This window comes from Bifidobacterium sp. ESL0825 (assembly GCF_052606465.1).
Genome location: NZ_CP199589.1, coordinates 1,565,235 through 1,585,816, shown reverse-complemented (window position 1 = coordinate 1,585,816; position 20,582 = coordinate 1,565,235). Strand labels below are relative to the sequence as shown.

Annotated in this window: 17 protein-coding genes and 1 tRNA gene; 6 read left to right on the top strand and 12 right to left on the bottom strand. The window is 63.2% G+C overall.

All coding sequences use genetic code 11. From position 1 onward, the window contains the following. Nucleotides 1-195: 195 nt before the first annotated feature. The 7 genes from ACUIAG_RS06810 to ACUIAG_RS06780 form a co-directional block, all read right to left on the bottom strand. Nucleotides 196-807: a LytR C-terminal domain-containing protein gene (locus ACUIAG_RS06810; RefSeq protein ID WP_029676096.1), complete on the bottom strand. Its 612-nt coding sequence runs from the start codon at nucleotides 805-807 to the stop codon at nucleotides 196-198. A gap of 10 nt (nucleotides 808-817) precedes the next feature. Continuing rightward, a complete protein-coding gene (locus ACUIAG_RS06805; protein ID WP_445339453.1) occupies nucleotides 818-1,738 on the bottom strand; it encodes a 4-(cytidine 5'-diphospho)-2-C-methyl-D-erythritol kinase in 921 nt (306 codons plus the stop codon). After that, nucleotides 1,735-2,616 carry a 16S rRNA (adenine(1518)-N(6)/adenine(1519)-N(6))-dimethyltransferase RsmA gene (rsmA, locus tag ACUIAG_RS06800; RefSeq protein ID WP_445339452.1) on the bottom strand — a complete coding sequence of 294 codons (882 nt, stop codon included), beginning with the start codon at nucleotides 2,614-2,616 and terminating at the stop codon, nucleotides 1,735-1,737. The genes ACUIAG_RS06805 and rsmA overlap by 4 nt, the downstream gene beginning before the upstream one ends. A 33-nt stretch (nucleotides 2,617-2,649) precedes the next feature. After that, on the bottom strand, nucleotides 2,650-4,053 hold the full coding sequence (locus ACUIAG_RS06795) for a G5 domain-containing protein (RefSeq protein WP_445339451.1): 1,404 nt from the start codon (nucleotides 4,051-4,053) through the stop codon (nucleotides 2,650-2,652). Nucleotides 4,054-4,456: 403 nt separating this feature from the next. Then, nucleotides 4,457-4,530: transfer RNA gene (locus ACUIAG_RS06790), tRNA-Thr, on the bottom strand. Nucleotides 4,531-4,639: 109 nt separating this feature from the next. After that, on the bottom strand, nucleotides 4,640-5,563 hold the full coding sequence (locus tag ACUIAG_RS06785; protein WP_445339450.1) for a thioredoxin domain-containing protein: 924 nt from the start codon (nucleotides 5,561-5,563) through the stop codon (nucleotides 4,640-4,642). 61 nt (nucleotides 5,564-5,624) lie between these two features. Next, nucleotides 5,625-7,628, bottom strand: coding sequence for a serine/threonine-protein kinase (locus tag ACUIAG_RS06780; RefSeq protein ID WP_445339449.1), 2,004 nt, complete (start codon nucleotides 7,626-7,628; stop codon nucleotides 5,625-5,627). A gap of 171 nt (nucleotides 7,629-7,799) precedes the next feature. Here ACUIAG_RS06780 and ACUIAG_RS06775 point away from each other — a divergent pair, with 171 nt between their 5' ends. From ACUIAG_RS06775 to ACUIAG_RS06765, 3 genes are all read left to right on the top strand, one after another. Then, nucleotides 7,800-8,198: a carboxymuconolactone decarboxylase family protein gene (locus ACUIAG_RS06775; protein ID WP_045925043.1), complete on the top strand. Its 399-nt coding sequence runs from the start codon at nucleotides 7,800-7,802 to the stop codon at nucleotides 8,196-8,198. 203 nt (nucleotides 8,199-8,401) lie between these two features. Then, complete coding sequence (locus tag ACUIAG_RS06770; protein WP_101433077.1) at nucleotides 8,402-9,529, top strand: ABC transporter ATP-binding protein; 1,128 nt, start codon at nucleotides 8,402-8,404, stop codon at nucleotides 9,527-9,529. Between the two features lie 172 nt (nucleotides 9,530-9,701). After that, nucleotides 9,702-11,378: a DUF4032 domain-containing protein gene (locus ACUIAG_RS06765; RefSeq protein WP_445339448.1), complete on the top strand. Its 1,677-nt coding sequence runs from the start codon at nucleotides 9,702-9,704 to the stop codon at nucleotides 11,376-11,378. Nucleotides 11,379-11,481: 103 nt separating this feature from the next. Here ACUIAG_RS06765 and rlmB read toward each other — a convergent pair whose 3' ends face one another. The 5 genes from rlmB to ACUIAG_RS06740 all read right to left on the bottom strand — a co-directional run bounded on the left by rlmB (nucleotide 11,482) and on the right by ACUIAG_RS06740 (nucleotide 17,312). Further along, entirely contained in the window at nucleotides 11,482-12,474 is a 993-nt protein-coding gene (rlmB, locus tag ACUIAG_RS06760) for a 23S rRNA (guanosine(2251)-2'-O)-methyltransferase RlmB (RefSeq protein ID WP_445339447.1), read from the bottom strand. Between the two features lie 114 nt (nucleotides 12,475-12,588). Further along, nucleotides 12,589-13,359 (bottom strand): carboxymuconolactone decarboxylase family protein, encoded by a 771-nt coding sequence (locus ACUIAG_RS06755; protein WP_445339446.1) that lies wholly within the window; start codon nucleotides 13,357-13,359, stop codon nucleotides 12,589-12,591. A gap of 107 nt (nucleotides 13,360-13,466) precedes the next feature. Then, entirely contained in the window at nucleotides 13,467-14,048 is a 582-nt protein-coding gene (gene dcd, locus ACUIAG_RS06750; RefSeq protein WP_024627087.1) for a dCTP deaminase, read from the bottom strand. Nucleotides 14,049-14,902: 854 nt separating this feature from the next. Next, entirely contained in the window at nucleotides 14,903-16,306 is a 1,404-nt protein-coding gene (locus ACUIAG_RS06745) for an MFS transporter (RefSeq protein ID WP_045925037.1), read from the bottom strand. Nucleotides 16,307-16,319: 13 nt separating this feature from the next. Beyond that, a complete protein-coding gene (locus tag ACUIAG_RS06740) occupies nucleotides 16,320-17,312 on the bottom strand; it encodes a nucleoside hydrolase (RefSeq protein ID WP_445339445.1) in 993 nt (330 codons plus the stop codon). 274 nt (nucleotides 17,313-17,586) lie between these two features. Here ACUIAG_RS06740 and fbaA point away from each other — a divergent pair, with 274 nt between their 5' ends. The 3 genes from fbaA (at nucleotide 17,587) to ACUIAG_RS06725 (ending at nucleotide 20,575) form a co-directional block, all read left to right on the top strand. Next, a complete protein-coding gene (gene fbaA / locus ACUIAG_RS06735; protein ID WP_445339444.1) occupies nucleotides 17,587-18,651 on the top strand; it encodes a class II fructose-bisphosphate aldolase in 1,065 nt (354 codons plus the stop codon). A gap of 174 nt (nucleotides 18,652-18,825) precedes the next feature. Next, nucleotides 18,826-19,122, top strand: a complete 297-nt coding sequence (locus tag ACUIAG_RS06730; RefSeq protein WP_445339443.1) for a hypothetical protein — start codon at nucleotides 18,826-18,828, stop codon at nucleotides 19,120-19,122. A gap of 151 nt (nucleotides 19,123-19,273) precedes the next feature. Further along, complete coding sequence (locus ACUIAG_RS06725; RefSeq protein ID WP_101433069.1) at nucleotides 19,274-20,575, top strand: adenylosuccinate synthase; 1,302 nt, start codon at nucleotides 19,274-19,276, stop codon at nucleotides 20,573-20,575. Nucleotides 20,576-20,582 lie beyond the last annotated feature (7 nt).

Sequence of the window (20,582 nt, the reverse complement as noted above, 5' to 3'; positions counted from 1 at the left end):
ATCCCCCGGACATCGCACTCAAAACTGTAGCAAAAAGCTGTACTAAGAAACTGTATCAAATCCCCAAACACCCACGACCCCAAGGTGTTACACCTACTACCATACCATGCGCGCAAACGCCTCCGGTTGAAGGTTCTACAACAGCCGGGTCCGCGCTCCTGGGCGGGATGCCAGGCCGGCAACATTGCTGCGGTGTCAGGCCTTGGGAGCCTTGGGCAGGTTCTTCAGGGAGGAGGGGTCAGCCAGGCAGCCCTTGATGGCTTTGATGTTACGGCCTACGACAGAGGTGCTGTCCTCGTCGTTCAGATCGGTAAAGGTTGCCCCGATGACCACATCGATCAGATCGTCGCTGCGGTCGTCCATGACCAGAACGGCATCGTTGAATTGGGATCCCACCGTGTAGCCGCGGTCAATGGCCGAGGCGCCGAAGCGTATCTGGGTGCGCGCTGTCTCGGTCTTGCCCGGATAGTCTGCCACATCCTGCATGTTGAATCCCCGATTGCGCAGGGCCGACGCCAGAGCAGTGGCCAGACCGGACTTGTTGGTTCCGTTGAGCACCCGCACACGGATGTCGGGGTGGTTGACCAGCTTGGACTTGTCGGGCGGACAGGGCACAGCGACCCCATAGTTGGGCTTGGCGATGGTGGCGTGTTTGGCGGTATGCCCGATGGATCCGAAGATGATCAGACCACAGATGACCAGGATGACCACCAGGGCGCTGACGGCTATAGTGAAGACCATCTTCTGCCGCCGTCGTACGAACTGCCTGCGGGCCTCGCGTTCGTCGAGTGGTTCGGGATTCGTCATGTTGCCTACTCTACTGTCCATGGGTGACTCGCAGGGGGACCATCCTGGGCAGGACTGGCGAGTCAGCCTCAATGATTCTGTCTACGGCATTCTGCTCCCGCCAGAGTCTTATCAGTGTAGCCGCTTGGTCCAAGTGAGGAACCATAGCCACCACCGATGGGCCGGATCCCGAGACGAAAGCTGGCCCTGCCCCTGCCCGCCGGGCAAGATCCAGAGCCAGGAGCGAGCGTGGGTGAAGAGCACAGGTGGTTTTTTGCAGGTCGTTCAGGTCGCCGGGGCCGGGGCCGATCGCGTCGAAGGCCTTGTATACCTGGGCCGTGCTCAGCTGATCTTCATAGGCGCCGATCAGCAGGCGGCCGGTCAGTCCGGCATTGCGCAAACTTCGAGCCTCCGCACCTGTCGGATCCAAGGGCTCCAGAACCTGGCCGAAACCCGAGCCGTGGCTGAGGCCACCATGCAGGCAGAAGGGCAGGTCTGCGCCCAGCCCGGCGGCGATCCCATCCAGATCAGCTGCGCCCAGCCCGAGCTTCCAGAGCCGGTTCAGGCCCAGCATGGTTCCGGCCGCATCCGTGGATCCCCCGGCCAGCCCGGCGCCCACCGGTATCCGCTTAGTGATGCGGATGGCCACATCCGGCTGGCGCCCGGTGGCCTGAGCCATGGCTAGGAGGGCCTTGACGGCCAGGTTTGCATGGGGATCAGCGTCATGGTCCCCCAGATCGCCCAGATGCTCGCCCTCCATGTGCAGCCTGAAGCCGCTGCCGGGCTCTCTTGGGCGCAGTTCCACTCTGTCCAGGATGCTTACGGCACTGTAGATGGTGTCCAGGCGGTGACGGCCGCCCCAATCCGCTCGGGCGGGTCCGACCCGAAGCAGCAGGTTGATCTTTGCCGGGCAGTCCAGGGCGATCCCCTCCCCGCCGACGGCCGGGCTCACGCGGCCACCTCGCGGCCGGCCCGCTCCAGGGCGGCGAATTCCGCAATGGTCATGGTCTCTCCGCGTCGGCTCGGATCGATGCTCGCCGCCTTGAAGGCCTCGGGGGGCACCAGGCCCTTAAGGGCAGCATGCAGGGTCTTGCGGCGCTGGCCGAAGGCGGCGTCGATCAGAGCGAAAACCCGATTCCGCGTGCGCTCATCCTCGCCGATGTGCCCTTCCTCGTTACGGACAAAGGAGACCAGGGCCGAGTCGACATTGGGAGCAGGCCAGAAGACGTGACGCCCGATCCTTCCCGCTTGAGCGGCACGGCCGTACCAGGCCAGCTTCAGGCTGGGGGCGCCGTAGACCTTGGAACCCGGGCCAGCAGTCAGGCGGTCCGCCACCTCCTTCTGGACCATGACCAGGAACCGGCTCAGATTGGCGAACCGGGCCAGGAGGGTCAGGATGATCGGAGTGGCTACGTTGTAGGGCAGGTTGGCTACCAGGGTCAGGTCGGCGCTTCTGCCCGCGTCGCCTGCCAGCTGAGGGGTCAGGGTCAGGGCATCCCGGTTGATCACGGTCAGCCGGTCCAAGGCTTCCGGCATGCGTTCGCTGACGGTCTCAGGCAGGCGCCGGGCCAGCCCGGAGTCGATCTCGTCGGCGGTCACCAGACAGCCCGCCTCCAGTAGCCCCAGGGTCAGGGATCCCAGACCTGGACCCACCTCCAGAACGGACTGACCGGGTTTCACCTCTGCCAGGCGCACGATCCTGCAGACAGTGCCTGGATCGATAACGAAGTTCTGGCCCAGGCGCTTGGTGGGATGGATGCCGGCCTGGTCGGCGATGCGTCGGATATCGGCGGCACCCAGAAGGCGGTCGCTCTCGCTTCTAGTGTTCATGTCGGTTCGCTGCTCGTGAATGTAGTAGGGGGGTCAGTACCAGTTGTACTGCTCGGAGTGGCGCCAGGCCGTGCTGGGGTTTCCGTATCGTTGGGCGATATACCAGAGGCCCCAGTCGATTTGAATGGCAGCATCGTCACGCCAGTTGGCACCGAATTGACTCATTTTAGAGCCCGGCAGGCTTTGGGGGATGCCGTAGGCACCGGAGAGGTTCTCGGCATCCCATTGCCATCCTGACTCCTTGTTCCAGAGTTTCACCAGGTCATCGAATTGCGAACCTGTCCATCCGCGCTGGGCGGCTGCACCCGAGGCATAGGCTTGGGCTACGCCGGGTCCTGCATGCCAAAGGCCGCTTGGCGATGGGCTTGGCGATGGCGGCGGGGCTGGTGTGTTTTCGGCCTGGCTCGGGGGGTCTGGTTTGGGCGTTGTATTCGAGCCTGATGGCTGCGATGCCTGTGGTGGCGTGGCAGTTGTCTTTCCCGACTGCGCATCCTTGCTCGGCAAGGCGCTTGGGGAGGAAGTGTCCTTGGCATGATCGGATCCCTTGTCCTTGGACTGCTGCCCGCTGCTCTGCCCCTCCTTTGGCTTGTCAGGGCCGACGGCCACCACCTGATCCACTGGCATGGCCACAGTCTCCTCCTTGACGACCTGCTCCGATTCTGCCTGTCCGTCCACATAGGTGACCTGGATGGTCTGCAGACGCTGGCCGGCTACGCCTTCCTGTCGGATCTGGGTCTGGCCTGGCGCCAGGTTCGGGTCGACCACGGTACGTGTAGCAAAGGCCAGGGGGATGGTCTTTTGGGTGTTCCCGTGGGTGACCCGTCGGACACGCAGCACGGTGGCGCCCTGGTCGTGCTCCACGCTGACCCGGTCCTCCTTGCCCAGCACGATGCCCTTGGAGTCCAGGATGGAGGCGGCTGGGAGCTTGCCGTCGGGGGCCACCGAGGTCTTCCCGTCAGCTATGACCGTGACCGGCCCCGCCTGGTTGATGACCAGACCGCCGGTCAGCTGGTTGTAGACGTTGCCTATATCCACGGTGACCTTCATGGCCTGCTTGCGGTTCTCCTCGAAGAATCCCAGCAGCTGGTCCATGCTGGTGGCTGTGGTCCAGAAGGGCACGCGTTGGCCCTGGATGACGATGGTTGTCTGATAGGCGGAACGTACGGTGACTGCCGCATGGTTGCGCAGCTGGCCTCCGGAGGTGGAATCGACCAGGTCGTGGGTCTTGACCTTGATCCCCTGCTGGCGCAGCAGGCCGTCCACGCTGTAGGCGTAGGTGGTCACCATTTTGGTCTGGCCGTTGACGCTTAAAGCCACGCTCTTGCGTGCGGTGATGCCGAAGGCCAGGACCATGGCCAGAACGACCAGGAGTGCGCAGGATGCCACGCGGATCCTTCTGAGCACGACGAAACGCCGCGGCGTCCAGCGTCTGGCCATGTGCTCGCCTCCCCGTTCCTGCCTTGTGCGTACCTGGCAATTCTAGCGGCGCGGGCATGGAGCCAAGCCAGACAATCAGCAAGGTCGGGCAAACATCCACATTTGTCACAGACGGGTGGCAATAAAAAAGCCGACTTGACCGTCATCGGTCAGTCGGCTTTTCAAGACCCGGGCCCTGGGCCGGCGGATCAACGTCAAGAGGACGGGAATGAAGGGGAATGATCCCGTCCTCGAATACGAACGGAGATGGTTGGGGAAAAGCTCCGTTCGTACTTCGGAGAACGAGCCTCCGAAATGACTTACTCGAGGGAAGTATTTGCAATTATCCAGGTAATGTCCATCATTATAGCCTGCCCGGAGACAAAGCTGAATAATCGGATTTTATGGTTCGTTCCTGGCGTAGAGCCTCCTGTCAGAGTCGAACTGACGACCTGCCGCTTACAAGGCGGCTGCTCTGGCCAACTGAGCTAAGGAGGCGGTCCCGGTGGTCCATTACAGCTCCGGGCCGCGGTACGGAATGATATCGTACCATCACCGTGCCCCCAAGGGGGACGCTGGACGCGAAATTTCTCTCGACCTGCCCAGTTCAGTCCAGCGAGCGCGGTTGGCCGGAGGCGCCGATGGCGGGCATGGCGCCCTTGACGCCCACCTTGGACTGGTCCAGGCCCAGAGCCTTGAGCAGGCCCGAGCGGTAGTCCAGACCTGCTTGGGACAGGTTGCCCAGCTCCCAGTAACTGCCGTTGATGCGGACCGTGGGCGTGGTCATCTGCCCCTTGTTGGACCCGGAGGGATTCCAGAGCTCCTTGCGCAGGGGGGTGTAGGTGTCCATGGCCTTGATCCAAGCCCGGTAGTGGCCCTTGAGCGCCTGGTCAGCAACCTTGGGATCAACCCCGGCCTTGATGGCCTGTTGGCGGATCTTGTCGTTGCTGATGGGGTGGTAGTCGGACTCGTCCGGCTGGAAGTCCTTGGCGTAGAGATTGGCGATGAAGGGCAGCAGGTGGTCCGGATCGTGCTGGGCCACGTAGATGGTGGCCGTGCCCGTCCTGGTCGAGTAGTTGTCGGTGGAGAGCCGGTCCATGAAGCTCATGGGATAGATGACCAGGTTGATCTGCCCGGCATCCACCAGACCGGTCAGGGTGGAGTCCAGCCCGCGATGCAGGGCGCCGCAGCCCGGGCACATGAAGTCCATGTAGATCTCCACCGTCGGAGCCTTGGCCACCGGTTTGCCCAGCCCTTGGGAGCTGATCAGAAAGCCGCCCTGGTCATTGGCGGCCGAGGGCTTTTCCTTGACCTTTGCGACGGCCTGACGAGCCTGCTCCAGGTCCTGGGTCTTGACCGGGCGATGGCTGCGCCAGTACAGGAATCCGCCCAGAGCGATCAGCGCGACGAGCGCCACGGTGACGATGACGCCGATCATGGTCTGCTGGCGGCGCTCCTTGGCCTCCTGGAGCCGGCGGGCCTCTTCCTGGGCCTTGAGCGCGGCCTTGCGGTTCTGCTTGCCCTTGGACATGACCTGGATCCTTTCCTTGGCGTACTGAGCATAGTGTAGCCGCCAGGGGTGGAGCGCGGCCTTAGGCGCGCAGGAGGTGGATGGGGGCCCAGTCCATGGAGGGCTGGGCGATCAGCCCGGCCAGGAGGACGGCAATGATCAGCAGCCAGATCAGGAGCAGGATCCACCTGCGGCGGGGGTTGCCTGGCGCCGTGGGATCCTGGCGGCCCATGGGGATGCGACCCGCCGCCAGCCGCAGGACCATGTTGCCGCTGTTGGCTTTGGGGGCTGAGCGGTTCTGCGTCGGCAGGGTCGTCAGCAGCCAGCCTGCCAGCGTCGCCAGGGCCATGGCCAGTCCGCCGGCGGACAGCGGCCTGGCCGCTGGCAGGGGGAGGGCCAGCAGGTGCTCGCCCAGGGTCAGGCCTGCGCGGACGGTGGTGAGGGCGCCCGCCCAGGTCAGCGGCAGAGCCACCAAAACCTGGACGAGGATCATGCCCGGCAGGCGCAGCAGGGCGGCCGCCAGGCCCTTGAGCAGGTGCCAGGGGAGGGCGGCTGCGTTCAGCAGGCGGTCGGTGCCCCGCCGAGCGCCGTCGCGGCGCAGCTCGCGCTCGATCTGGGCTTTGATGCTCCATCCGGCAGTGCTCAGGGCCCAGAGAAGGATTCCGGCGGTTGCCAGCGCCGAAACCGGGGCCAGTGCTGTCAGCAGGGCAGGAAGCATTCCCAGCATGACCAGGCAAGGGGTTCCGGCCTTCAAGTAGCGCAGGCGTCGCATCTGGGCAGGGGGCTGGTCTCCCAACCAGTGGGCGTTTGCGTCATTGCCGTATCCGCTGGGCAGGGGCTGTGCCGGCGGTAGCGGATCCTGAACGGTGGTGGTTTGGAGATCTTGACGATCGGCTACTGGCTGGAGATCCTGCCAGGTCTGCGTCTGCTCCTGCTGCTCCTGGGCTGCCGGAAGGGGATTCAAAAGGCTGGTGGGCTGTTCCGAATCGGGCAGGAGGGTCGTCTGCTCATCGGTCCCCTTATCTGTCGGAGGTCGTGACCAGGCCGTCCGCGGACTGTCTGGATCGGCTTGGGTGATCGGCGGCATGGGCATGGTGGCCGGCTCAACGACCATGGTGGGCGCGTCGGCCTGCCCGTCAGCCTCCGAAGAGTCGCCGCCAAAAGGGCGCATCGTCTCCTGGCTGCCCTTGCCGGGTTCCTGGTCGTCTTGCTCCCCCTGCCAGGCCTGCGGATCCATGGCATCCCGGCTGATGGCCTCCAGGAGCTCCTCAGGCGTGCAACGCGCCCCCCGGTCGGGGGAGAGCGCCGAGCGCAGGGCTCTCATAGTGCCCATGGGCAGCCCGGACAGGTCGGCATTGCCCGAGGCCTCCCGCTCCAAGACCGCCATCATGGGTTTGTCGCCGAAGACCGCTCGTCCGGTGGCTGCATAGGCCAGAACGGCGGCCGTGCTCCACCAGTCGGTTCCCTGGTCGGCCTCGGCTCCGTCGATGATCTCCGGAGCGATGAAGCCAGGGGTTCCCATGACCAGCCCGGTCCGGGTCACATGGCTCTGCCCCTGGCCCATGGCGATGCCAAAGTCCACCAGCACCGGACCTGAGACCGAAATCATGACATTGGTGGGTTTGATGTCCCGGTGGACGATGCCCGCCTGGTGGACGGCAGCGACGGCATCGGTCAGCTTCCGTGCCAGCCGTTCCAGGTCGTCGCCCTGATAGGGGCCGTTGACAGCCACGTCGTCGCGAAGATTGCGCCCCTCGATCAGTTCGGTCACGATGAAGGCCAGGGCATCATCAAGTTCCATATCCACGATCCGGCAGACGCCTGGATGACGGATCCGTTGCAGGGCCAGAGCCTCGCGTCGCAGGCGCTCGCGGGCCGAGGCGCGGTCCCGTTCATCAGAGTTGTCTGGCGAGGTCTGCTCGTCCTCCTCCAAGGATTCCCGCAGAATCTTCATGGCGTAGTCCTGGCCCCCGCCATCCCGCGCGCGCCAGACGGACCCCATGGCTCCGCCGCCCAGGGGCTCAATCAGGGTGTAGCCCCCGACCAGCCGTCCCGGCCTTAGGTCCAAACCCTCAAGATCGCTCATATCTCCATTGTGCCCCGACAGGTTGAAAAGCACCTGATTGCGGCCTCTGCTGTTTCGCCGTGTCCGGGATTGCCGGAGTTGGCTCCACCACCGGCGGCATAATGCATAAACAGGCGTTGATACAATATTATCGTTGGGGAAACATCCAAATATCAAGAAAGAAGGGGCTTCATGGAAGCTTCGCGCTTTGAAAAGGGCTCTGAGGCCTTGGCCGCTATCGACGGCAAGGGAGGTCAGGCCGTCATTGACTCTCTCCAGGATATAGCGCCGGACCTGGGCCGCTGGATTGTCGAATTCGCCTTTGGCGACATATACACCCGGAAAGGACTCGATCTCCAGCAGCGTGAGCTGGTCACCATAGGCAGCCTGGTGACGCAGGGCGACACGGCTCCGCAACTGGCCGTTCACATACAGGGGGCCCTGAATGTTGGGCTGAGCAAGGAGGCTGTGGTCGAAGCCATACTCCAATGTGCTCCCTACGTGGGATTCCCGAGGGTCATCAACGCGATCAACGTGGCAAGGACGGTCTTCGAGCGCGGCTCTGAAGATTCCGACAAGTCCAAGGATTGAGTCGGCAAGGGCATACACGTCGAATTCAGACCTTGGTGTATAGTGGGCACTGGCTCAAGGGAGAGTTTCTCTTAACCGCAAAATAGAAGACCGTCGCATGGCCATGCCGATGTCGGTGTTGACCCCGGGACGGAAACCACAGTGAACATCAACCCCTTCACTACGGATCGTTCGGCACGTACCTGCCGATGAAAGGATGAATAATGGCAGAAGTGGTATTCGACCACGTCACTCGTATCTACCCGGGCAACGATGAGCCCTCGGTCAGTGACCTCAGTCTGGACATTAGAGACGGCGAATTCCTTGTTCTGGTAGGGCCTTCCGGCTGCGGAAAGTCCACCACCCTGCGCATGCTGGCCGGTCTGGAAGAGGTCAACAAGGGCCGCATCATGATTGGCGACAAGGACGTGACGACCATGCAGCCCAAGGACCGCGACATCGCCATGGTCTTCCAGAACTACGCCCTTTACCCTCATATGACCGTGGCCGACAACATGGGCTTCGCCCTGAAGATCGCCGGCACCCCCAAGGACGAGATTCGCCAGCGGGTGGAGAAGGCCGCCGAGGTGCTGGATTTGACCGAGTACCTGGACCGCAAGCCCAAGGCTCTGTCCGGTGGTCAGCGTCAGCGTGTGGCCATGGGGCGCGCCATTGTGCGTCAGCCCAAGGTCTTCCTGATGGATGAGCCTCTGTCCAACCTGGACGCCAAGCTGCGTGTCCAGACCCGTACCCAGATCGCCGCCCTGCAGCGTCAGCTCAACGTCACCACCCTGTATGTGACCCACGATCAGACCGAGGCTCTGACCATGGGCGACAGGATCGCCGTCATCAAGCTGGGCGTCCTGCAGCAGGTCGGTGCGCCTACCGAGCTCTATGATCGGCCCGAGAACGTCTTCGTGGCCGGCTTCATCGGCTCGCCTTCCATGAACATCAACATCCACCCCGTGGTCAACGGCCAGGCCAAGATCGGCGAGGATACCATCAGCCTGCCTCGCGAAGCTGTCGACAAGCTGACCCCTGAGGACCAGGGCAAGATCGTCGTGGGCTTCCGTCCCGAGAATGCTTCTCTGGCCGGTGCCGACGAGCCGGATGCCTTCTCCTTGAAGGTGGCCAACGTGGAGGATCTGGGCTCCGACGGCTACATCTACGGCAACATTCTGACCGACAACAGCGCGGCTGAGCAGGCCATCGTCATGTCTGACCAGAACAAGTTGACCACCATCCGCGTCAATCCGCGCGACCTCCCCAAGGTGGGCGACGTGGTCAAGATCCATATCGATCCTGAGAAGATGCACCTGTTCTCCCCGGCCAGCGAGCTGCGGCTGAACTGAGTCTTCCTGCGACCCTGCGGTTCGGCCACGGTTTCCCGCCGGTCCGCAGGGCCTGTATCGATCATTGATATCATCTCCTTTCCTTGTTCGACCGGGTGACCAGGAGCCCCGCGCGGCGCATCCGTGCGGGGCTCTTCCCGTATAGGATGGGCGGCGATGGGATGGATGAAGCATGACTAGCGTGAATATCAACCGGGCGACGGCCTCCTCTCTGGATCCCCGCGCCATGAAAGCCACCTCGATAAAGACCACGGCCGACCCCTCCTCCGAGCGGGAGCCGGCAGCCCTGCACATCACAGCCACCAGCTCCAACCCCAGGATGTTCACCCTGCCCTGGGAGAGGCCGCTGGCCACCTGGCCCCGGGATCTGCTGGCCAACCTGCCCAGAGGCATATCCCGGCACGTGGTGCGCTTCGTCCACGTGGGCGACGATGTCTATGCCATGAAGGAGATCACCCAGCGGGTGGCCGAGCGTGAGTACGAGCTCCTGCGCAAGCTGCAAAAGCTGGAGCTGCCTACGGTCAACCCCATAGCCGTGGTCACCGGTCGGCACACTCGCGAGGGCGAGCCCCTTGAGGCCATGCTGGTCACCCAGCACCTGAAGTTCTCGCTGCCCTACCGTGCCCTCTTTGCCCGCAACCTGCGTCCGGACACGGCCGAGCGTCTGATCGATGCTCTGGCGGTTCTTCTGGTAAGGCTCCATCTGGCCGGCTTCTACTGGGGCGACGTCTCCCTGTCCAACGTGCTCTTCCTGCGCGACGCCGATGCTTTCTCGGCCTTCCTGGTCGATGCCGAGACCGGAGATTTGCACCCCAGCCTGACCGACGGTCAGCGCGAGTATGACATCGATCTGGCCAGAACCAACATCATCGGCGAGCTCATGGATTTGGATTCCGGCAATCTGCTGGCCGGCGAGGTGGACGAGGTCGGTGTGGGCAACCGACTGGTGGACCGCTACCACTCCCTCTGGAGCGCCCTGACGGACGTGGATAGCTTCGATCCGGACGAGATGTGGAAGATCGAGCGTCGCGTCAACCGGCTCAACGATCTGGGCTTCGATGTGGACGAGCTGGAGATGAAGACCGAGGAGGACGGCAACCGGGTGCTAGTGCGCCCCAGGGTGGTCGATGCTGGCTACGCTTCCCGCAAGCTGCTGCGGCTGACTGGTCTGGATGTGCAGGAGAATCAGGCCCGGCGGTTGCTCAACGATCTGGATGCCTACCGGGCATCCACCTGGCGGCAGGGCGAGGACCTGGAGATTGTGGCTACCGACTGGATGCGCGAGGTCTTCGAGCCCACCGTGCGCATGATCCCGCCGGAATACCGCTCGCAGATCGAACCGGCCCAGTTCTTCCATGAGGTGCTGACCCACCGCTGGCTGATGGCCGAGAAGGCCGGCCACGACGTGCCCATGGCCGAGGCCGTGCAGAGCTACATCAGCGAGTCCCTGCCCGAGTACCGGCTGGACTCCGAGGACATGAAGACCATCAACGAAGAGGCCGATGCCGGGGTGGTCGATGACGAAATGAGTTGGCAGGACGCCCATGCCCAGGCTGGTCAGAGTAAGCAAACTGCCCGTAATCAGATTGACAAGGATGCAAATGGCCATGAGGAGGGGGGCCATGACGCAGCCAACAGTGGGATGGCTGACCAAACCAGTGTTGGAGGCCAGACCGGAGCGGGCACCCAGAAGGATCGCGACCGGGCAGGCGAGGAGGTGCCGTCGCAACCAGCCTTTGAAGACGAGAATGGCGGCCGAAGCTCGCTGAGATCGGTCTACGCCCCCGGCAGCCTGGATGCGGCTGCCGACGAGGACGATCAGGACGATGCGGTCTGGGCCTCCAGTTGACTCTTGGGTTTGTGCGGCACCGGTCTGTTGCATGCTGGCTGAGGCGCGCAGGCTGTTACTGCTTGGGTCTGCCCGTCTTCAGATTGCCGGTGCCTGCCTGGGGCTATTTGGCTTGGCTGGCGGACCGTCGGCGTGCCATGGCTACGGCGTACAGGCTGATGCCGGCCGCCACCGAAGCGTTCAGGGATTCCACCGAGCTGGAGATGGGGATGGAGGCCAGGGCATCGCAGTTCTCTCGGACCAGGCGGCTCAGCCCCTTGCCCTCGGAGCCCAGGACCACCACCAGCGGATCGGTTTCGAAGCCTGTCTCGCCTACTGTGGCGGTGCCTGCGCCGTCCAGGCCGACCGCGTAGTAGCCGCGCTCCTTGAGCCCTTGGATGGCCTTGGTCAGGTTGACCACACGGGCCACGGGCAGATGGGCGGCGGCTCCGGCGGAGACCTTCCAGGCCGCGGCTGTGACCGAGGCGCTGCGTCGCTCGGGCAGAACCACCCCCGAGGCCCCGAAGGCCGCTGCTGAACGGATCACTGCCCCCAGATTCTGGGGGTCGGTGACCCCGTCCAGGGCGATGAAGAGCGGGCGTGCGGCGATCTTGGTCGCCTGGTCGGCTCCTTCCAGGGCGGCTGCGTGTTTTTCGGCCCTGTCGACCAGGCTCTGCAGGGAGGCGTACTGGTAGGGCTGCACCTTGAGGACCACGCCCTGGTGGTTGCCGGACCGGGCGATGCGGTTCATCTCCAGGCGGTCGGCTTCCAGCAGGTTGAGCCCTTCCTGCCCGGCCAGCCGTACGATCTCCCTGGTCCTGTCGTCGTGTTCCATCCGGGCGGCCAGATAGAGCTGGCTGGCCGGGACTCCTACGCGCAGGGCTTCCAGAACGGCGTTGCGGCCGATGACCAGATCGTCGGAATCGGAGGTGAACCGGTCGGCCCGGCGGCGGGCCGCCAGGCGTGGGTCGGCCGCCTGCCTGCGCTGGGCCGCCTGCCGGGCCTTGTAGGCCTTGTGGTAGACGCGATCCTCGGCCTTGGGCGTGGGCCCCCTGCCGCGCAGTTTGTTGCGGTGCTTGCCGCCCGAACCCTTGGTCGGGCCTTTCTTGTTAGCCATGTCTTCAGTGTAAAGGCAGGCGGGAACCGGTTGGCTGTCTGTCGGTCTCAACATCTGCAGGGTGAAGACACGCTGTACCTTTATCGTTCAGGCCGCGCAGACCGACCGTGCGGGTCATCCCAGAGCGGCTACCTGATCAGGATCTGGGAACTCCATCCACTCGACCGGGGACTGTCCCTTCGATGCCAGGGTGACGGCGATGTGGGCCATGGATGACCGGCCTGAAGCCCCATGCCAGTGTCTGACGCCAGCCGGGCAGAAGACCACATCGCCTGGTTCCAGTCTGCGCGGCTGATGGTCTTCCTCCTGCTCCCACCCTTGCCCGGCGGTGACGATCAGGAGCTGGCCATGCGGGTGGGTGTGCCAACGGTTGACGCATCCGGGTGCGAAGGTCACATTGCTGGCTGAGCATTCCGCGTCCGGATCGGTCAGGGGGTGCAGCCAGACATGGCCGGTGAAGTTGGGTCCGTCTGCCGAATCTCCCAATGGATAGGGCCCTGAATCCGGCTCGGTCCCGGCTTTAGATGGGGTTGCAACGGTATCCTGGCTCTCGTCGTCGCTGTCGCCCTCACCATAGACCTCCTTGGCCAGGTCGAAAGCCGACCATGCCTTGGGCCATCCCGCATAGAAGGCCAGGTGGGTGATCAGCGCCACCATTTCAGTGCGGGTGACGCCATTGCCCTTGGCCATGGCCATATGGCTCTTCAACTGGGGGAAGAGCCCCATGCTCATCAGGCCTGCGCAGGTGATCATGCTGCGGTCCCGAGCCGAAAGTTCGTCCTCGCGGGACCAGACCTGGCCGAAGAGCACATCGTCGTTGAGGTGGGCGAATTGCGGTGCGAATCGACCGAGTTGGTCGTGGCCCGCCGTTTGTTTGATTGCCATGGGTTGATCTCCTTGCCGTCATCTTGGCCGGGTCATTCCGGCAGGTTCAGCTATACCCCTTCGAGTGCGCTCGAAGTCAAGGTGATGGCGGAAGCGGCTGCTGGCAGTCAGTCCGAGACGTCGGCCTTGTAGAAGTTGACGTAGGAGCGTGAAGGGGTCGGACCGCGCTGGCCCTGGTAGTGGGAGCCGTTGTGCTTGGATCCATAGGGGTACTGGGCGGGCGAGGAGAGCTGGAAGAAGCACATCTGGCCGATCTTCATGCCAGGCCAGAGTTTGACCGGCAGGGTGCTCACGTTGGACAGCTCCAGGGTGATGTGCCCTTCAAAGCCCGGATCGACGAACCCGGCGGTGGAGTGGGTCAGAATGCCCAGACGACCCAGGGAGCTCTTGCCCTCCAGCCGTGCGGCCAGCGTCGAGTCCAGCTTGACGTACTCCCAGGTGGATCCCAGAACGAACTCGCCTGGATGCAGGATCCAGGGTTCGTCCTTGGGCACCTCGAACTGCTCAGTCAGTGCGCCCTGGTCCTCTGCCGGATCCACGTAGGTGTACTGATGGTTGTTGAAGACCCGGAAGTAGCGGTCCAGGCGCACGTCCACGCTGGAGGGCTGGACCATGGCAGGCGTCCACGGGTCCAGATTCAGGTGTCCTGCCTGGTGGGCATCCAGGATGTCATGGTCGCTGAGCAACATGCCTAGGTATCTCCTTCAGGTTCGTTGATCGAGGGTCTCTCCTCTGACGGGAAACCATCCGAAATCCAGTCTAACCGGCCCTATGCCCGCTTTCTGACCTGGCCGGATTCACAGAGAATTTTCAGATAACACTATCGTCACTACAAGGTAGCTGTTCTTTACTATAGATATCGGCTCAAAAACCGAACGGGCGGTTGACCTCCGTCCGACAACTGATTTCCCTTTCTTCTCTCTCGCCCGGCGGTGTTCAAGCACCGCCGGGTTCTCTTCATTTTGGGGGAAGGATCAGCGCGCCGACGTTTCACGTGAAACCACCTGGCCAATGGCTCGATTGAGTTCGTTGAGGCTTATTGCAGGACAGCAGGGCATTCGCAAACCCATGAGACGTCTAGTGTTTGATCGGGCCGGGCTTCTGTTCCTTGAGCGTCCATCTCCTTTGGATTTGAGACTCAAGGTCGGCTAATCTCCAAGATGGGCTCGAAAGTTCCGGGCACTCGCATTCTCTGGTTCAGATTCCTCTTCTCTGATGTCTATATCAATTGTGTTTCGGTGTACGGCCCGAGTCGTAGGCACAGAATTGAAGACAGGAGCTGAAGATATGAAGATATGGAAGAACCCCCGTCAGTTATGGCTATGACGGGGGTCCTCCACCGGGGGGAGGGGCGGCGATCTTCTTGCCTTCGGCGGCTGAGGGAAGAGGGGGACTATCACAATGCCGAAAGCAGTCCGAACTCCGCTTCCTCCCCGGTTCGCGCGGCCGGGTGCCGGGCCTGGACCTGACCCATTCCCAAGGCTGGGAAGAGCAGACCGGGCCGTGCGGCTATCCGACCAAGAATGTGTGGGTCACACCAGCCTTACTCCTGGGGAGCCTTGGCTGACATGGCCTTGTGGAAGACGGCCACGATGATCAGGGCCAGCAGGGCGGCCAGCGCCATGACCCAGAACATGTTGGCCACCTGGGCCTGGATGCCGGTCTTGACGCCCGCCAGTGCATGCGACCCGAATTGGGGATTGGCCATGAGTCCGCTGTAGACAGCCATGCCGATGGAGGCCGAGGTGTTCATCATCAGATCCCCGATGCCGATGCCGCGTCCGTTCTGATCCACGGGCAGGGTGGCCGAGAAGGAGTCGTAGAGGGGCGTGTAGGACATGGTGATGCCGGCGATGAAGACCGAGGCCAGCGCGGTCAGGACCCAGAAGCCCGAGGTGAGCATCAGGGCCGAACCGGCAGCTCCGGCGATCATGAGCAGGGCGGACAGGATCAGCATGGGCAGGCGTCCCATGGCGTTCATGATGACTCCGGACAGGCAGCCCACCAGAGTGGCCACGATGTAGACGATGGTCAGGCAGAGGGAGACCTGGCTCAGGGAGATCCCGTAGATGCGGTCGCCGATCACGTTGTAGATGGGCACGCAGGCGAAGTTGAAGAAGTAGAAGACGAAGAGGGCCAGCAGGACAGCCATGTAGGCGCCGTTGGTCACGAATCCGCGGCTCAGGAAGGGGTTGGCGCCCTTCCAGACGTAGCCGGCGAAGATCAGGATCAGGATGGCCAGCACCCCCAGCATCCAGGTGGCCGGGAAGGAGAAGTAGACGGCTACGAATCCGGCGATCAGCGCGAACAGGGCGATGCCGAAGACATCGATGCGCTCGCCCTTGATGCCGGTGTCGGGCGTGTACTTGAGCACCGGAGGGATCAAAAGAACGGAGACCAGCGGCACCAGGAAGAGGTAGCGCCAATCGATGGAGGTGATCAGTCCGCCGGCGAAGATGCCCACGGCAGAGGATGCGTAGTAGACGGCATTGAAGATGCCCAGATAGAAGGCGCGCTCCTTGTCGCTCAGGTATTTCATGGCCATGACCAGGAAGACCGAGCCGGCCACCTGGCCACCCGCGGTCTGGATCATGCGGGCCAGGACCACGGCCCAGAAGTTCGATGCGCCGAAGAAGCCCAGGAGGCTGCCGATGATCAGGGCGCCCACGCCGAACAGGGTCATCTTCCGGGGGGAGATGTAGTCGCAGAGGGTTCCGTAGAGCATGCAGACCACGCCCAGGACGATGCCGGGCAGGGTGCTGATCAGCGAGGCGTTGGCGGACATCCCCAGGGAGTCGCCCACGTTCTGGAAGACCAGGTTGAAGGCCTGGATCATCAGTGTGCCCAGCAGGAAGATGGTCAGCAGGGCCGGCAGGGCCCGCTTGGTGCTGCGGCGGTTTTCGTCCACTGTCGCTTCGGTAGCCTCGGTGGTGATGGATTCGCTCATGACTGCCGTCCTTCTATCGTTCGCTCTCGGTCTTGCGCACCAGGGTCAGAAGCCTGTCCATGAAGCGCCGGGTGAACCGCTCGGCGTCGACCGACAGGGCCACCTTGGTGTTCTTGACCGTGTTCAGAAGCCTGCTGGGGTCGCCGATGGTGCGGGCCCGCTGTGGTCCCTCGGTCTCGACCATCAGGTTGGTGGCGAAGGTGGTGACCAGGCTGGGGTCGATGGCCACGGCGGCGGCCAGGGGGTCGTGCAGGTTGCATCCGCCCAGGTAGACCCCGCTCTCCTTTTCGCTGATGTCGATGTAGTAGTCGGTCATGTCTGCCAGGAAGCGGCCGGCGCTGGTGCCTGTGGCGCGCAGGGCCTCGGTGTCCTCGCGGCTCATCAGCGCCTGGGTGGTCACGTCCAGGCCGACCATGGTGATGTCTGCGGTGGTGGCGAAGACCCGGTTGGCAGCCTCGGGATCCTGGTTGATGTTGGCTTCCGCGAAGGGGCCTACGTTGCCCGGCTGGGTCAGCGTGCCGCCCATCATGACAATGCTGATGCGGTCGACGATGTCGGGGGCCTTTTCCAGGGCGGCGGCGATGGTGGTCAGAGCGCCGGTGGGCACCACGACCAGCTCGCCCTTGGGGTAGCGGCGGACCGCGTCGATGATGAAGTCCACTGAGCTCTGCTGGCTGGCCTGCCGGTCGGTGCGTGCGGGGATTTCAATGTTGCCGGTGCCGTTGGCCCCGTGGAAGATTTCGGAGTCCGGCGGAACGCTGAAGGATTCGGCCGTGCTGGGGTGATCGATTCCCTTGAAGACCGGGATGTCCTCCCTGCCATACATGGCCAGCAGCCGCAGATCGTTGTCGACGCCTTGGTCGAGCACTACGTTGCCGTAGGTGCCGGTGATCCCGATCAGTTCGGCGTCTGGGGAACCCAGGACGTAGGACAGGGCCAGCGTGTCATCGATGCCAGTGTCCAGATCCAGGATGATCTTGCGGACGGTTTCCTTGCTTGCTGACACGTTGGTCTCCTTCCCAGAAGGATGGGCAGCCCCAACCCTCTGCTTACCTATGTCGTGCCTTCCCTAGGCTGATTCGTTACTGCCGTGAAACAAACAACCTGTTTGATGTAACGTTTCATCAAACTGTACGGAGCTAAACTACCTGCGGCTCGGAGGCTTGTCAAAGTGCGTCGCGGGGTGTTCGCCATCAGGGCAGAGACAAGCAAATCCATCGGTGATGTCTGCAGCTGCGAGTGGCCGGCCGCTTTTCCGCGCAACCGACGATAATGAGGGTATGACTTTAGCGACTCCTGAACGGTATGTGGCAATGCTCGATGCGGCCAGACGGGGGTCCTACGCCTATCCCGCCATCAATGTGACCAGCACGCAGACCCTGAACGCGGCCCTGCAGGGGCTGGACGAAGCACAGTCTGACGGGATCATCCAGGTCTCCGTCGGAGGTGCCGCCTACCTGTCCGGACAGCGTCTGGTCGACCGGGTGGCTGGCTCCATCGCCTTTGCCAGATTCGCCCATGAGGTGGTCGCCCGCTATCCGAGCATCACCGTGGCCCTGCATACGGACCACTGCGCCCCGCAATACTTGGACGAGTGGGTTCGGCCCCTGCTGGCCTACGAGAAGGATCAGGTGGCCCACGGTCAGGATCCGCTCTTCCAGTCGCACATGTGGGACGGTTCCAGCCTGCCCCTGAGGGATAATTTGGCCACGGCCGCGGAGCTGCTGGAGCTGTCCCGCGCCGCCCACGCCGTACTGGAGATTGAAGTGGGCACTGTCGGCGGCGAGGAGGATGGTCACTCGGCTGCTATCGACCGGCGGCTCTATTCCTCGCCCGAGGACGGTCCCAAGGTGGTTGATGCCCTGGGTCTGGGCGAGCGCGGTCGCTACATGGTGGCCTTTACTTTCGGCAACGTGCACGGGTCCTATAAGCCTGGTGTGGTCAAACTGAGGCCCGACCTGCTGGGGCAGATCCAGGCCAGGACCGCCAAGGCAATATCCGATGGGGAGGTTGGCGGCATCCCCGCTCCGAGCGCCCCTGCCGACAAGCCCTTCCTCTTGGTCTTCCACGGGGGCTCTGGCTCGCAGCCGGAGGAGATCGCCTCGGCCGTCGCCCACGGGGTGGTCAAGATGAATGTGGACACCGACACCCAGTACGCCTTCACCAGGGCTGTGGCAGGGCACATGTTCGCCAACTATGACAAGGTCCTCAAGGTGGATGGGGAGGTCGGCGAAAAGAGCGAGTACGACCCTCGTTCCTGGGGGCGCCAGGCCGAGGACGGGATGGCGGCTCGTGTAGTCGAAGCCTGCCAGCAGCTGGGCAGCGCAGGGCGGGCCATGAGATGAAACGGCATACGCCATCCAATTCACGCCCGCCCAGACAGGGAATACACAAGACTGCTGCTTGATTCCTCAACGACCCCGATGATCGGCCGTCCCTTATGGGCCCAATGGCTGGTGCTATTGGTCGCCATCCTCCTCATGGGCTTCGGCATCTGATTGTATGCCAAAGTTGTCTTGGTGAGGTGGGCTGAACGTCAGCCTACCGAGTTGACGGCCTATGGTTTCTTCGTCTCCTTGTTGGGCGGGCTGGGCGGCGGTTCTGGCTTTCCGCGCCCTGGATCGCTGGCTGGGCTGGGTGCCTGCACTGACTTTGACCTCACTTCTTTCGGGCTCATGCATGCGCTCAACCCTGGCGCCACGCTCTTCTCGTGTCTGGCCATAGCCATCGAAGCCGGTCTTATGCTGGTTCCATCCTGGTATCCAGGCATAACTCTGGATCTGCATAGGCTTTCATATAGGGTGGAACCTTACTGAAGCCCTGTTGGGAATTCCGGTCTCCGGCCAGAATATACGCGGCTTCCCTATTTCCGGATCCGTCTTCCGCTCCATACGTGGGGTTAGGCTCGTCTATGGATGGTCTGCCTTTGTTTTCCTTGAATGGCGACCAGTGGATAAGGAGCATCGTATGCCGGGAATCGTGATCGTCGGGGCCCAGTGGGGCGACGAGGGCAAGGGCAAGGCAACGGATCTGATCGGCGAGCACATGGACTACGTCGCCAGGTTCAACGGGGGCAACAACGCCGGCCATACCGTGGTCGTGGGCGATCAGGAGTACGCCCTCCATCTTCTGCCATCAGGGATCATCCACCCGGCCATTACCCCGGTCATCGGCAACGGCGTCGTGGTCGACCCGGCCGCCCTCTTCGAGGAGATCGATGGGCTCCAGTCCCGCGGCGTGGACTGCAGCCGGTTGAGGATCAGCGAGTCCGCGCACATCATCGCCCCCTACCACCGGACGCTGGACAAGGTGACCGAGCGCTTCCTGGGCAAGCATAAGATCGGCACGACAGGCCGCGGGATCGGCCCGGCCTATGCCGACAAAATCAACCGTGTGGGCATTCGTGTGCACGATCTGTTCAATGTCGACCACCTGCGTGACAAGGTGGAGGCCAGCCTGCACCAGAAGAACCAGATGCTGGTCAAGCTCTACAATCGGCGGGCCATCGAGGTGGAGGCCACCGTTGAAGAGCTGGCGGGATACGCCGAACGGCTCAAGCCCTATGTGGCGAATACCTCATTGATGCTCAACCAGGCCCTGGAGCAGGGCAAGAATGTCCTCTTCGAGGGGGGACAGGCCACCATGCTGGACGTGGACCATGGCACCTATCCCTTCGTCACTTCATCCAACTGCACAGCCGGGGGCGCCTGCACCGGCACCGGCGTGGGCCCGACCAAGATCGACCGGGTGGTCGGCGTGGCCAAGGCCTATGTGACCCGTGTGGGGGAGGGGCCCTTCCCCACGGAGCTGGACAACGAGCAGGGCGAATGGCTGCGCCGTCAGGGTCACGAGTACGGGGTGACCACCGGCCGCTCCCGCCGCTGCGGCTGGTTCGACGCGCTGGTCAGCCGCTATGCAGTGCAGATCAACGGCCTGACCGACATCGTGCTGACCAAGCTGGATGTCCTCTCTGGTCTGGAGACCATCCCGGTCTGCGTGGGCTACGACATCACCCGCTCCGACGGCTCCAGGGCCAGGGTGGATCAGATGCCTGTGGACCAGGCCGAGTTCCAATCCGCCCAGCCGGTGTACGAGGAGCTGCCGGGCTGGCGCGAGGACATCTCCGGCGCCAAGAGCTTCGAGGAGTTCCCGACCAAGGCCAAGGACTACATCCACCGCCTGGAGGACCTGTCCGGCTGCCGCATCTCGGCCGTGGGCTCGGGTCCGGGCCGCGATCAAATCGTGCAGATCCACTCGCTGATCGACTAAGGAAGAT

Excerpts from the sequence above, each read along its gene's own strand:
- ACUIAG_RS06810 (WP_029676096.1), bottom strand. The coding sequence starts at position 807 with ATGACGAATCCCGAACCACTCGACGAACGCGAGGCCCGCAGGCAGTTC.
- rsmA (WP_445339452.1), bottom strand. The coding sequence starts at position 2,616 with ATGAACACTAGAAGCGAGAGCGACCGCCTTCTGGGTGCCGCCGATATC.
- ACUIAG_RS06795 (WP_445339451.1), bottom strand. The coding sequence starts at position 4,053 with ATGGCCAGACGCTGGACGCCGCGGCGTTTCGTCGTGCTCAGAAGGATC.
- ACUIAG_RS06785 (WP_445339450.1), bottom strand. The coding sequence starts at position 5,563 with ATGTCCAAGGGCAAGCAGAACCGCAAGGCCGCGCTCAAGGCCCAGGAA.
- ACUIAG_RS06780 (WP_445339449.1), bottom strand. The coding sequence starts at position 7,628 with ATGAGCGATCTTGAGGGTTTGGACCTAAGGCCGGGACGGCTGGTCGGG.
- ACUIAG_RS06775 (WP_045925043.1), top strand. The coding sequence starts at position 7,800 with ATGGAAGCTTCGCGCTTTGAAAAGGGCTCTGAGGCCTTGGCCGCTATC.
- ACUIAG_RS06770 (WP_101433077.1), top strand. The coding sequence starts at position 8,402 with ATGGCAGAAGTGGTATTCGACCACGTCACTCGTATCTACCCGGGCAAC.
- ACUIAG_RS06765 (WP_445339448.1), top strand. The coding sequence starts at position 9,702 with ATGACTAGCGTGAATATCAACCGGGCGACGGCCTCCTCTCTGGATCCC.
- rlmB (WP_445339447.1), bottom strand. The coding sequence starts at position 12,474 with ATGGCTAACAAGAAAGGCCCGACCAAGGGTTCGGGCGGCAAGCACCGC.
- ACUIAG_RS06755 (WP_445339446.1), bottom strand. The coding sequence starts at position 13,359 with ATGGCAATCAAACAAACGGCGGGCCACGACCAACTCGGTCGATTCGCA.
- dcd (WP_024627087.1), bottom strand. The coding sequence starts at position 14,048 with ATGTTGCTCAGCGACCATGACATCCTGGATGCCCACCAGGCAGGACAC.
- ACUIAG_RS06745 (WP_045925037.1), bottom strand. The coding sequence starts at position 16,306 with ATGAGCGAATCCATCACCACCGAGGCTACCGAAGCGACAGTGGACGAA.
- fbaA (WP_445339444.1), top strand. The coding sequence starts at position 17,587 with ATGACTTTAGCGACTCCTGAACGGTATGTGGCAATGCTCGATGCGGCC.
- ACUIAG_RS06725 (WP_101433069.1), top strand. The coding sequence starts at position 19,274 with ATGCCGGGAATCGTGATCGTCGGGGCCCAGTGGGGCGACGAGGGCAAG.